The organism is Arthrobacter sp. UYCu712, from assembly GCF_040547005.1.
Classification (GTDB): Bacteria; Actinomycetota; Actinomycetes; order Actinomycetales; family Micrococcaceae; genus Arthrobacter.
The window spans coordinates 59,611-70,214 of the sequence record NZ_JBEPOZ010000025.1 but is presented as its reverse complement, the minus strand read 5'-3'; the positions used below and the strand labels follow the sequence as shown (position 1 = coordinate 70,214).

General features: G+C 63.2%; 14 protein-coding genes and 2 pseudogenes. 12 read left to right on the top strand and 4 right to left on the bottom strand.

The window, feature by feature from the left end; all coding sequences use genetic code 11:
* Positions 1–265: 265 nt before the first annotated feature.
* The 4 genes and pseudogenes from ABIB51_RS19305 to ABIB51_RS19290 form a co-directional block, all read left to right on the top strand.
* Entirely contained in the window at positions 266–820 is a 555-nt protein-coding gene (locus ABIB51_RS19305; protein WP_354190932.1) for a GNAT family N-acetyltransferase, read from the top strand.
* Positions 821–898: 78 nt separating this feature from the next.
* Positions 899–1,354: an ATP-binding protein gene (locus tag ABIB51_RS19300; protein ID WP_354190930.1), complete on the top strand. Its 456-nt coding sequence runs from the start codon at positions 899–901 to the stop codon at positions 1,352–1,354.
* 138 nt (positions 1,355–1,492) lie between these two features.
* Positions 1,493–1,599, top strand: a pseudogene (locus ABIB51_RS19295) (dihydrofolate reductase family protein); the annotation flags it as partial.
* 1 nt (position 1,600) lies between these two features.
* Positions 1,601–1,708 (top strand): annotated as a pseudogene (locus ABIB51_RS19290) (DUF2599 domain-containing protein); the annotation flags it as partial.
* 114 nt (positions 1,709–1,822) lie between these two features.
* Here ABIB51_RS19290 and ABIB51_RS19285 read toward each other — a convergent pair.
* Positions 1,823–2,407 carry a hypothetical protein gene (locus ABIB51_RS19285; RefSeq protein WP_354190928.1) on the bottom strand — a complete coding sequence of 195 codons (585 nt, stop codon included), beginning with the start codon at positions 2,405–2,407 and terminating at the stop codon, positions 1,823–1,825.
* Positions 2,400–2,624 (bottom strand): PadR family transcriptional regulator, encoded by a 225-nt coding sequence (locus tag ABIB51_RS19280; RefSeq protein WP_354190926.1) that lies wholly within the window; start codon positions 2,622–2,624, stop codon positions 2,400–2,402. The genes ABIB51_RS19285 and ABIB51_RS19280 overlap by 8 nt, the downstream gene beginning before the upstream one ends.
* A 651-nt stretch (positions 2,625–3,275) precedes the next feature.
* Here ABIB51_RS19280 and ABIB51_RS23275 point away from each other — a divergent pair.
* Together ABIB51_RS23275 and ABIB51_RS19260 are read left to right on the top strand one after the other, a co-directional pair.
* Positions 3,276–4,445 carry an IS110 family transposase gene (locus tag ABIB51_RS23275; RefSeq protein WP_502916177.1) on the top strand — a complete coding sequence of 390 codons (1,170 nt, stop codon included), beginning with the start codon at positions 3,276–3,278 and terminating at the stop codon, positions 4,443–4,445.
* A 950-nt stretch (positions 4,446–5,395) separates the two neighbouring features.
* Positions 5,396–5,614 (top strand): hypothetical protein, encoded by a 219-nt coding sequence (locus ABIB51_RS19260; protein WP_354190924.1) that lies wholly within the window; start codon positions 5,396–5,398, stop codon positions 5,612–5,614.
* A 59-nt stretch (positions 5,615–5,673) separates the two neighbouring features.
* Here the strand turns inward: ABIB51_RS19260 and ABIB51_RS19255 are convergent, their stop codons facing one another.
* On the bottom strand, positions 5,674–5,871 hold the full coding sequence (locus tag ABIB51_RS19255; protein ID WP_354190922.1) for a hypothetical protein: 198 nt from the start codon (positions 5,869–5,871) through the stop codon (positions 5,674–5,676).
* Positions 5,872–6,152: 281 nt separating this feature from the next.
* Between ABIB51_RS19255 and ABIB51_RS19250 the strand changes: the two genes are divergently transcribed.
* Entirely contained in the window at positions 6,153–6,932 is a 780-nt protein-coding gene (locus ABIB51_RS19250; protein ID WP_354190920.1) for a hypothetical protein, read from the top strand.
* 28 nt (positions 6,933–6,960) lie between these two features.
* Here the strand turns inward: ABIB51_RS19250 and ABIB51_RS19245 are convergent, their stop codons facing one another.
* Entirely contained in the window at positions 6,961–7,671 is a 711-nt protein-coding gene (locus ABIB51_RS19245; RefSeq protein WP_354190944.1) for a recombinase family protein, read from the bottom strand.
* A gap of 227 nt (positions 7,672–7,898) precedes the next feature.
* On the opposite strand from ABIB51_RS19245, the gene ABIB51_RS19240 reads away from it, so the two are divergent.
* The 5 genes from ABIB51_RS19240 (at position 7,899) to ABIB51_RS19220 (ending at position 10,602) form a co-directional block, all read left to right on the top strand.
* Positions 7,899–8,417 carry a GNAT family N-acetyltransferase gene (locus ABIB51_RS19240; protein WP_354190918.1) on the top strand — a complete coding sequence of 173 codons (519 nt, stop codon included), beginning with the start codon at positions 7,899–7,901 and terminating at the stop codon, positions 8,415–8,417.
* A 497-nt stretch (positions 8,418–8,914) separates the two neighbouring features.
* Positions 8,915–9,229 (top strand): recombinase family protein, encoded by a 315-nt coding sequence (locus ABIB51_RS19235; RefSeq protein ID WP_354190916.1) that lies wholly within the window; start codon positions 8,915–8,917, stop codon positions 9,227–9,229.
* Positions 9,230–9,470: 241 nt separating this feature from the next.
* Positions 9,471–9,884, top strand: a complete 414-nt coding sequence (locus tag ABIB51_RS19230) for a response regulator transcription factor (RefSeq protein WP_354190914.1) — start codon at positions 9,471–9,473, stop codon at positions 9,882–9,884.
* Positions 9,884–10,057, top strand: coding sequence for a hypothetical protein (locus tag ABIB51_RS19225; protein ID WP_354190912.1), 174 nt, complete (start codon positions 9,884–9,886; stop codon positions 10,055–10,057). Before ABIB51_RS19230 ends, ABIB51_RS19225 begins: the two co-directional genes overlap by 1 nt.
* Before the next feature lie 23 nt (positions 10,058–10,080).
* Entirely contained in the window at positions 10,081–10,602 is a 522-nt protein-coding gene (locus ABIB51_RS19220) for a MepB family protein (RefSeq protein WP_354190910.1), read from the top strand.
* Positions 10,603–10,604: the final 2 nt, after the last annotated feature.

The following is a 10,604-nucleotide window of genomic DNA, read 5'->3' as shown; positions in this document are numbered from 1 at the left end:
TCAACGCCGCCCAAGGCGACGCCCACACGCGCCTGCCCTCGGACTTCAGCAGTCCTACTCATTGGCCCAAAAACAGCTGAAGACGACACAACGGTGCCCGCCGGCCGGCAACTACACAGCAGTTGCCGGCCAGTCAGCACCAAAACCTCCGGCGGAAAGTGTCCGGTAGCCGATCAGCAATCGGGCACTGTAGCGCCCGTTGGGCCACCGGCTAACGGACGACCGGCGTGTCCAGGTTCTCGATATGAAGGCATAGGCTCGAACGATGAATGAACCCCTGAGGCTGCAGCGGCATGAAGACCTCAGCATGATGGAACTTCTTGCACTGGAAAAGCTTTTCGACAGTGAATATCTAAGCGATTACGGCCGGTGGGATCCCGACGCGCCGTACGGCTACTCGCCGGCGGATTTCCATGTACTGACGTTCCAGGGGTCTGTGCTGGCGGCGCATGTGGGCTTTCAGCGTCGTGTGATATCGGTAGGAACCGAAGACGTCCTAGTGGCTGGCACGGGAGGCGTGCTGGTTGATCAACGCTTTCGCGGTACTGGTCTCGGCGGCCGAGCGATGCAGCACGCTCAAAGGGCGATGCGTGATGAAGCCGGAGCCGACTTCGGTTTCCTCGGATGTCGTAAAGAGGTAGTCCCCTTCTACGAGTCGGCGGGATGGGTTCAGGTGCACGCCACGGAACGGTGCTTGTCCCGCGTGGACCAGACATCGGTCATCGTGTCTCAGGGAGGGCCAACGCTCGTCTGCTCGTCGACTCGCGATGCGAGGGAGTGGCCGAACGGCGGCATCGATCTTCGAGGCACACCTTGGTGACGTCGCGACTCAAAGCGCAGCTTCCAGTGGGGACGATCAGGTTACGGACACCCTGGCGCACCGGTTACAGTGGCTCACATGTCTCGAATTCTGATCACCGGCATGTCAGGGGCGGGAAAGACAACTGTGCTGCATGAGCTGTCCCGGCGGGGCTACCAAACGATCGACACCGACTACGACGCCTGGGTGCTTCCTGACGGAACTTGGGATGAACCGCGAATGTCGGCACTTCTCGCGTCTGATTCGCCCCTAGTTGTCTCGGGGACTGTCGAGAATCAAGGTCGCTTCTATGACCGTTTCTCCGTTGTTGTTCTCCTGAGCGCGCCGGTAGAAGTCCTCATCGAGCGAGTCTCGGTTCGTACGAACAATACCTACGGCAGCTCAGAGGCTGACCAGTCCGCGATCCGCCAACACGTTCTCGACGTCGAACCGCTGCTTCGAAACGGGGCGACCCTCGATCTCGATGGTCGTCGACCGGTCCCAGAACTGGCCGATGAGGTTGAACGTCTAATCGCGGAGTCCGACCAGATCTGACGCCCGGTAAAGGATCCTTTCCGTACGGAGCATCTGCTTGGCGTGGTGGTCAACTGGCCCTCGGTGTGGCCTGACCGATGACTTTTCCGCGCCGTGCTTGTCCGTACAACGAATACCGACCCACGGGAGACTGCCGCCATGCGCAAACTGACCTTCGGCATGAACCTGAGCCTGACATCGCCGCGCCCGGCGACGACCTCGGCTGGAGCGTACCGAGCGACGAGCTGTTCCAATGGTGGTCCGACCGCACCGAACAAGCCGACGTGGAACCTCGATGAATGTCGCCCCGACGTGGGCTACTGGCAGACGCTGAACACGGGCTGCAACTTTGGCGGAACGAAGTGGTTTGACTAAACCACCGCCGGACGGTCCGGACCACGTCCGAGCCTGGCAGTAGCGCGAGAGCCCGGACCGATCGTCGGTTCGGGCTCTTGTCGTCCGGGTGGCGGCTATGGGCCGGAGTCCCGACTAAGGGGTCCGCCGCCCGGCTTTGGTCGTCACCGCGATGATGGCAGAGACCAGGACACCTACGCCGCTCAGCAGGAACACCACGATGGCCGTGCCAGTCCAGTGAGTGACCGAAGGTTCGGGCGTGAAGGAGTCGGCGGCGTCGATGCTCAGGCCGACAGCCCACCAGGCGAAGACAGCCGAGGCCGTTCCGACAATCAGCGAGGCGATCAGGACGAAGTGTGACCAGTGGGCCTGCACTCCCGCCCGTGCCAGGACAGCAAAGGCGGCGGCGGTGACGCCGACTCCGACTCCGACCAGCAATATGATGCCACCGAAAACGAAGGACAAAACGGCAACCACTGCCAGCAGAACCCAGGAAAGCACCGCCGGGATCACTCCGAGCCGTCCGAGCAGGAGCTGGCCGGCCTGGCGAACCCGCAGTTGCACGGCCATCCGGACGGCGCCGCGGCTGATTCGGTCGGCGCTTGCACCGGCCGAATCAGCCGACTGGACGTTACTTCGCCATTCTTCGCCGTACCTAGCACGTTCGGAGGCCGGGGTGAGGCGGGTCGCCCTTTGGAGGCGGCGCTCGATCTTAATCATCAGGACTCCCTATTTCCACTGTGTCCCGGCCGAGTCGGCCGTCGGCCCATTGGCGCCCGGTGGGAAGCAATGAGTAGAGCCGCCTGCGCGGGCCAGGGCGGTCGATGTCGGTCTCCCAGCGCGACTGGAGGAAGCCGGCCCTCTCCAGCCGTTCGAGCAGAGGATAGATGGTGCCCGTCGGGCGTCCGGTCTCGGTGGAGATGAGCAATCCCCACATTTCCGCGTCGGCATCTGTCAGGCATTCCAGTTGACTTCCTCGGATACCTTCGTCTTCTCGCGAAACCCGACGACCTTAGCGACTACGACGTTCGTCGTCCGCTGACTCCGACGGGCCCAAACCTCTTTGGCCTGATCAAACATGTCGGTAGCGTGCAGTTGGGGTCAGTTCTAGAGGATTGGAGCCGTGCGGCAGCTTCTTCCGCTGCGAGGATTTCATCATCGTTCACCGCTGTCACCCAGCCGCGACGGCGCATGGTGGGTATCGGCATGAGTATCGACACCGGCGATGACTTTGATGATCTTATTTGTCATGATGGAACTGGCTCCTCGACTCCGCAGCAGCGTAGTGATGGGCTCGCGTCGACCAGGTGGGCAGACAAGACGGTGATGGGACTGGTCGAATCAGGCTCCTGACTTGTTCAATGGGTAGTGGGATGCCGCAGGATCTGCAGTCTTGTAGTGTCCAGGGTGTCTGCCGGCACAGGTCCGCAAGCTCCTTGCCGCCGGGTCCGTCCCTGCTGGCTCACTGATAGCGTGCCGCGCCGCTGACACCCGCCCGGGGCGTGGCTCGACAGAGGCATGCAAAGACTTCAAGTCAGGGTGCCCGCCACGGGTGAACCATCACAGACGTCGGCGTAAGGACCCGGACATGATCGTCATCGGCATCGACCCCCACAAATCCTCCATCACCGCAGCAGCCATCGATCCCTCGGGCAACCAGCTTGCGGGGCGGCGCTTCGTCGTCAACTCCGGCACCACCCGGCAGCTGCTCGGCTGGGCCGCGCAATGGCCCGAGCGCAGATTCGCCATTGAGGGCGCCAACGGGCTGGGCCGGGGAACCGCCCAGATCCTCGTCGCGCACGAAGAGCACGTAGTGGATGTTCCCTCCACACTGGCCATGAAAGTCAGGGTCCTCTCCACCGGCGGCGGCCGGAAGAGCGACCCGGCAGACGCCTTCGCGGTCGCCGTAACAGCCCTGCGGCAGGTGAACCTGCGCCCCGTCGCAGCCGAAGACCAGACCACGATTCTGCGCCTGCTGGCCGAACGACGCGACGATCTGGGCCACGAACGCGCCCGGCTGCTAAACCGCCTGCACCGGTTCCTGCGCGAGCTCATCCCCGGCGGCGTCGAACCCGGCCTGAGCGCCACCAAGGCCGGCGCCGCGCTGCGCAGGGTCCGGCCGGCAACCGCCACCGATGCGCTCCGGCGTGATCTCGCCAGAGACCTGCTGGCCGACCTCCGGCGCATCGATACCGGCATAAAAAGTAACGAGGCTCAGACCCGCGAGGCCTTGGACGCATCCGCCACCACCTGCAGGAGGTCCCGGGCATCGGCGTCGTCCTGGCGGCCAAGCTCCTGGGCCACGTCGGTGACATCACCCGCTTCCCCAGCGCCTCACATTTCGCCAGCTACACGGGAACCGCGCCCCTGGATGTCTCCAGCGGTAATCAAAACCGCCACAGGCTCAACACCGGGGGAAACCGGCAGCTCAACTCCGTCCTGCACACCATGGCCGTCTGCCAAAGCCGCGATCCCGGCCCCGGACGCGACTACTACCTCAAGAAAACCGCCGAAGGAAAAACACCCAGAGAAGCGCGCAGGGCGCTCAAACGACGACTCTCCAATGTCCTCTACCGCCGGATCCTCCACGACCACCAGCACGCCCATCAGGCCGCCGCTTGACACACAGAGGCGCTATGAAGTCATGTCCGTCTGGCCAATGCGTCTGTTACAGGCCGTGGCACGGCGGACGGATCATTCACAAGACAGCTTCAAGAAGCGTCAGTCAGAAGTAGAGTCACGCCGCCCCACGGCTTAATAACACCATCACCGTCAGAAGTCCTGTGCACCGTCGTGCATTTTTTGACAGTCGTTTGCATCAAACGGCAGCTGCTACAGCGTTGAGGCCTCGCCGGCTTTCGCAGCACTGCCTGCCAGAGCACGGCACGGGGGCTACGGGTCCCAGTCGGCAGCCGATCGTCGTCACCTCCTCTGGCATTTCAAATACTGTCGACAATGACCTGATATGAGCTCAAAGCAGGAGCCCTGTAACCACCTTGTCCTTGAGCGTCATTACCGGCTGCTGCTGCAGCAGGTTTGGTCACCATGCATCTACATCTCCTATTCCGAAAGTTTCGGGGTGGAGAACCTCGGCCCGGCCAACCGTTCAGCTCATTCCGAGCCATCATCCTGTGCTTCAATAGCCCGCCACGGACTGACCATGTCCATTGGCCCCGGCGCCTCCCCGACGGACGGGGCGGACCCACCCCGGGACAGCCCTACGCTGTGACGAATGCCGAACGGACAAGCACCTGCCCATCAGATCCATCAAGGCATTGGCGTTGCTCACTTTGTGCTGGCCGTGCCTAACAGTTGCCAGAACCCGGATATCCCAGCCCGCCCGCAGGGACCGGGCGCACCAGAGCCGCCCTCCGTGTGTGCCGCCGGAACGAGCCCGTCCGTGCGGGTGGGAGATGGCCGACATTGACAGACTCCCGTATCAGCGGGAAGGCCCGGAAGCATCGGGCGGATCCTCATCATTGGGCCTCCATGCATCTGGATAACGCCGGTCCCAAGAGCTGACAAGGATACCGGTCCCGGGAGGACGCCGTCCCCGCCTTGCTCTGGGGCGGGGCCCCGAAGACAGGCGCCGAACAACCAGCACGTGGCCGGTTGGGCGGGTGGCCCCTCCTCGGTCGTTCTTCCGGATCCCGCGACGTTGCCATTTTGTGCCTTATACCCGGGAAGATCGTGTGCGACGATGCGTTCATGAGCGAACACAACGAACCCGGCCCGGACGCCGTCGGGGCCCGGCCGGCACAACGTGCCGGACATCAGGGGCGCCGCGAGGACCTGACCACACACCAGATGCGCACCATCGGACAACGGCGCTCGGACGCTGAAGAAAAGCTCGCACGCCATCTCAAGGAAGGCCGCCACCCGGCCGGAGAACATCCCCCGGCAATGGAAAGGCCCGCTGATGACTAGCCGGCCGTAAGCGGCACAGCTGCCTCGCCCCTTCGGTGCGAATGGTGGCGCCTGGCGCCTCACCAGCGCCAGCCTGCGGTCGGCCGCCCCGGGCCCAGACGGATCCGCCCGATCCGGTTGTGGTCCAAGTGCTCGGCGGCGATCAGGACCGAGATCTTGTCCGGGCCGACGCCGGGAAGGCCGCGGTGGACCCCGCCGATGAAGCTCTCGTCGAGCTCGACCCAGCCCCGAGAGCAGTTCTCGTTCGAGGGGGCCATGGCGCGCCGGAGCTTGTGCATCGACGCAAATGCCGTCTCATAGGACTTTAGCCCTAGGACCCGCTGCAGCTTTTTTGCAGCCGCGGCCCCCGGAATAACTAACTGGCGGGACGGGAAGCAGAGGGCCCGAGGGCCCGAGACCGGCGCGGCCACTGGACACTAGGTCAAAGTCGGGCCCAAAGCCCCTCGTGAACCGGGCTGAGTGCGCATAAATTTAGTAGTGTCCGGCCCGGGCCACCGCGGAAGTGAGCCCGGTAGATCATTGAAAGGGAGGTTGCGTGATGGGCAGCGTAAGCGGTCCTGATGATGCGCGACGACTCGACGCAGACTGGGACGGCACTCCGGAACCCCTGAATCAAACGGAAAACCGCGCTTCTGACCACAGTGTTGACGCCCGCTTCTACGAAGAGACTGACGGTGTTCTCCCTTATGGCGAGAACGACGGGTACTTCGATGACACGGGCGGCCCGGTCGACGGTATTTTGCCAGGAGACCCGGCCGCCGCCGCTATCCGTGAAACCGTGGTTGCCCGGGAAGAGGAGCGGTTCGGCGGCATCAAGTTCGGCTCGGCCTTCTTCGGCTGGCTGGTCTCGACCGCAATGGCTGTTTTGCTGGTAGCTCTGGTTGCGGGGGCCGGCAGGGCCGGCTTTCTGCCCGGCACGGACCCGCTCCCCCGAGCTGGCCAGGAATCATCAGGCGGCATGACCGGTATGATCGTGCTCCTGCCGCTCCAGCTCCTCGCCTATTTTTCGGGTGGCTACGTGGCAGGGCGGATGGCGCGTTTCAACGGCGTCGGCCAGGGGCTCATGGTGTGGCTGTGGGGCGTCATCGGAGCCGCAGCGATGGCACTGCTGGCGATTACGGGGCAATATGATGTCCTGACCACGCTCAACAGTTTCCTTCGCCTTCCACTGCTCGAGGGGCAGCTGAGTCTAGGCGGCATCATTGCGGCCATCGCGGTGGCCGCCACAGCCCTGATAGGCGCCGTGCTGGGCGGGATCACCGGAGTTCACTACCACCGGAAAGTGGACCGTGCGGGCTTTACTCCGCCGGAGGAGTAATACCAGCCCTAGGAGCGCACCCGGTTTCTCATGCGCCACCAGGGCCGGCGAGTTTGCGCCTCCCCTTCGCTCCACCATTTGGCCATGCCGTTGCCGGATTGCCAGATGTCTCTGCGCGTCGCCTAAATGTCGCCAATATGAGGTATCGGTAGAACGTGGCGCGGGAGACTCCGAGCATCTTGCCGATATCGGGGGCGCTGACTCCTTTGCCTTTGAGCTCCATGGCCCTGGCCGCGGCAGCGTCGTCCACTTTGCGGGGCCTTCCGCCGTGGTGGTTGTTTGCCGCGGCCACGACGAGACCTGCTCTGGTGCGTTCGATCATCGTGTCGCGCTCCAGCTGCGCGAACGCGGCCATGATCGTCAGCATCGCGGTGCCCATGGGCCCGGTTGTGTCCAGTCCTTCGGTCAGTGAACGGAAACCAGCTCCCTGTTCCCGGACAGTCTCGATGACATCAAGGACGTGCCGGGTGTTGCGTCCCAGACGGTCGAGCTTCCATACCGTGAGCACGTCACCGATCTCTAACCGATCCAAGGCCTTGGAGAGTTGAGGGCGTTCCGTCGTGGACCCGCTGACGCCATTGTCGGCAAAGATCCTCGCAGCGCCGCCGGCATCGAGTGCAGTCAGCTGCAGATCAAGGTTCTGTTCCGTGGTGGATGTGACTGTTGGTTGGGAATGGCGGTTTCGGTGTCCCGTACGGGAACGCTCACAGCTATCGGTCCAGGCCCAGAAGCACCTCATCCACAGGCCGCCCACCCCGGCATCGGATTTGCCGGATCTGCGGACACTGTTGTCCAAGCCCTCTACCGTGAAGTCACCGAAGGTCCCGATGCCCAAATCGGCCAGGAGTCATTCCTGGCGAAGAAGACCCCGGACTTCCGTTGGAGTGGCGAGCTCTTCTGGCGCGAACACCCTCCGCGAGTCATAAGAGTCACCTCGAATGCAGATCTTTCAAGTACGATCTTGTGATGCCCCGCCTCATCGCTCCTGACGTCAGCTACCACTCCTCGTGGCTGGAAGGATCCGCAGAATTTGACGGCGTCCACCGGGACGGCGGTGGCGCAGAGGACTGGTCTCTGGAAGAACTCAGAGATGCCCAGTCGTTCCGCCGATTTGTCGAGACCCTCATCAACGACGCTTCGCCCGAGAGCCCGCGAAAGCCCGGGCGCGTGCCCTGCACGTATCTGTGGATCGTCGAGGGTGAAACGTTCATTGGTTCACTTGCCATCAGGCACGAACTCAATGATTATCTCCTCAATGAGGGCGGTCACATCGGCTACAGCGTGAGGCCCTCCGCCAGGCGTCGCGGCCATGCAGCGACGGCACTGGCCGATGCCCTGCATATTGCCCGGGACCTTGGAATCTCACGCGTTCTCGTCACGTGCCATGAAAAAAACATCGGCTCACGGGCGACCATCGAAAAGAACGGCGGTATCTACGAGGACAGCCGCAAGGGTAAGCGCCGCTACTGGCTCGATACTGCCTAATCCACACCCCGTGAACGGGGTGCAACGCAAGGCAGGCTGCCCTTGATTCCAGTCCCAGGCTGTTCTTTAGCTGCAGCCGACTGTCCTAGCCTTCTTCGGGGGGGGTCCTCAACACTGGAGATCCCGAACGAGGTCTTGGCCAACAGAGCTGGGGCAGCAACGGTGAGAATTACCGCTACTGCAAAACAGTGCTTCCCAACGACTCAACTCATAAGGCTCAGTTCCCGTGCACCTGAGCCTAATTTCACTCCCCCTGCCCCGCCAGACCCACCACCGACCACCACGAGTGGTGGTTGCTTCACGGACTGGCTCGGCTGGCGGAGTTGTCGGACTCCTACAACGTCGCGAACCCGGCCCGCATTCTTGGAACCGGGACACCCGGGGTGGGACACTCCCCCGGGGATTCGGATCCGCTGAACGGCGCGTAACCTGACTGTCCCGGAAGTCCTCTCACAACCGCGCCCCGACCGCCCGTCACATACTCGATTTTCGGTACGGTGCACGAATGGATATTGGGTTCCCGCCGGTATCAACGGCGAAGCAGGACCCGGCAGCTGGACGCGCTGGCAGCCGCCAGCGTTGAAAGCGACCACATCCCTGTGGATAAGAGGTCCGGGGCCACGACAGCCCGGCCGGGGCTCCATGAGGTGCCGCCTCATGCCAGGGCCGGTGACGTGCTGGTGGTCCACACGCCGGATCGGCTGGGACTGACCGTGCGGGACTCGCTGAACCCGGTGTACGAACTCAAGGAACGCGGCGTCGGGATCAAAACCCTGGCCGATCCCCTGGCCATCGACACCACCCGAGCCTGACGGTCCCATGGCGAAGCTGGCGTTTGTCATGCTGGCCCTTTTCGGGCAGATGGAACGTATACGTACGCGGCCGAGCGGGCTGCACACGCCCGGACCGTGGCGGCTGCCAACGGCCGACACACCGGTAAGCCGTCCGTCGTCGATCCTGACAAGCTCGAACACGGCAGGATGTCATTGTCCTGGTGCGTAGGACGGGGAGGGAAAGCCCATAGAATGGTGAGGAATTGGCCGGGGGGACCATATGAATTCACGCGGGATTTGCCTTGTCATCGAAAATGACCGCGACATCCGGGAACTGCTCGTACTGATCCTCTCCGGCATGGGCTTTGAAGTACGGGCCGCAACCACCGGGGCGGCAGGGATTCGCGCGGCGAGGGCACTGGATCCGCCCCTGATTACCTTGAATCTCGGCTTACCGGACATAAGCGGCCACGACGTTGCCCGCAGCCTCAGGGAATATTCAAATGAACCCATCATCATGATCACCGGACGGGCCAGGGCCGGTGACGAACTCGACGGCATGGCCGCCGGCGCTACCGCCTACCTGACCAAACCCTTCCGGCCTGCACAACTCAGGGCAATGGTGCAGGAACTGTGCCCGCCGCCGTCCCCTGTCACCGCGCCAGCCCATAATGTGTTCAGTGATGAGGACTGATGCCTGACCCGTCCACCCTTGCCTTCGGCCTGACCTACACGGGCACCCTCGTAGTGGCCCTGCTGATGTTCCTCGGCCAGGTAGCCGCCTTCACAGCCCTGCTGGCCATGGCCGGGACCGCCAAACTCCTGGTCGTGTCCGTGCGGGCACTACTGCGCCCACGATCGGACTGACGCTGTACTTTTCCCCAGGGGTCGTGCTGATCGGAGTTGTTGTGGTGTCTGCTGTTCTTCATCCGGATGTGGCTGCTGCGATTGAGGTGTGTGAACGACTCGCTTCGGGGCCTCTGGCGGTGGTGCCGGAGCCCGACAACGCCGAGTACGGCGCTGTGGTCTCAGTCACCGGCGAGACGCGGTTTCGGGCGGGCAAGCTGACACCGACGAAAGTGGGATTGTTCGTCACGGTCTGGCGGCGCGCCAGTGACGGGTCAACCGAACCATTGTCGGCCGAATATGGTCCGCAGTCGTTGGTGATCGCCGTTCGAGAGGGCGACAACTTGGGGCTCTTTGTTTTCCCGAAGAGCGCGCTCGTTGAGCGCGGCATCGTTGCTATCGGTGGCGTTGGCGGGAAGCGCGGGTTTCGGGTGTATCCGCCGTGGTCAGCGACGGAAAACCCCCAGGCGAAGCGGTCTCAGAAGTGGCAATGCAGATTCTTCCTCGACCTGGGCGACGGGGACGTCGACCTGCAACGGGCACGCAGTCTTCTTGATGCGACCTAGAT

What these genes read in the sequence shown, in the direction of transcription:
- ABIB51_RS19305 (WP_354190932.1), top strand. Translation starts at nt 266, where the DNA reads ATGAATGAACCCCTGAGGCTGCAGCGGCATGAAGACCTCAGCATGATG.
- ABIB51_RS19300 (WP_354190930.1), top strand. Translation starts at nt 899, where the DNA reads ATGTCTCGAATTCTGATCACCGGCATGTCAGGGGCGGGAAAGACAACT.
- ABIB51_RS19285 (WP_354190928.1), bottom strand. Translation starts at nt 2,407, where the DNA reads ATGATTAAGATCGAGCGCCGCCTCCAAAGGGCGACCCGCCTCACCCCG.
- ABIB51_RS19280 (WP_354190926.1), bottom strand. Translation starts at nt 2,624, where the DNA reads ATGTGGGGATTGCTCATCTCCACCGAGACCGGACGCCCGACGGGCACC.
- ABIB51_RS23275 (WP_502916177.1), top strand. Translation starts at nt 3,276, where the DNA reads ATGATCGTCATCGGCATCGACCCCCACAAATCCTCCATCACCGCAGCA.
- ABIB51_RS19260 (WP_354190924.1), top strand. Translation starts at nt 5,396, where the DNA reads ATGAGCGAACACAACGAACCCGGCCCGGACGCCGTCGGGGCCCGGCCG.
- ABIB51_RS19255 (WP_354190922.1), bottom strand. Translation starts at nt 5,871, where the DNA reads ATGGCCCCCTCGAACGAGAACTGCTCTCGGGGCTGGGTCGAGCTCGAC.
- ABIB51_RS19250 (WP_354190920.1), top strand. Translation starts at nt 6,153, where the DNA reads ATGGGCAGCGTAAGCGGTCCTGATGATGCGCGACGACTCGACGCAGAC.
- ABIB51_RS19245 (WP_354190944.1), bottom strand. Translation starts at nt 7,671, where the DNA reads ATGAGGTGCTTCTGGGCCTGGACCGATAGCTGTGAGCGTTCCCGTACG.
- ABIB51_RS19240 (WP_354190918.1), top strand. Translation starts at nt 7,899, where the DNA reads ATGCCCCGCCTCATCGCTCCTGACGTCAGCTACCACTCCTCGTGGCTG.
- ABIB51_RS19230 (WP_354190914.1), top strand. Translation starts at nt 9,471, where the DNA reads ATGAATTCACGCGGGATTTGCCTTGTCATCGAAAATGACCGCGACATC.
- ABIB51_RS19225 (WP_354190912.1), top strand. Translation starts at nt 9,884, where the DNA reads ATGCCTGACCCGTCCACCCTTGCCTTCGGCCTGACCTACACGGGCACC.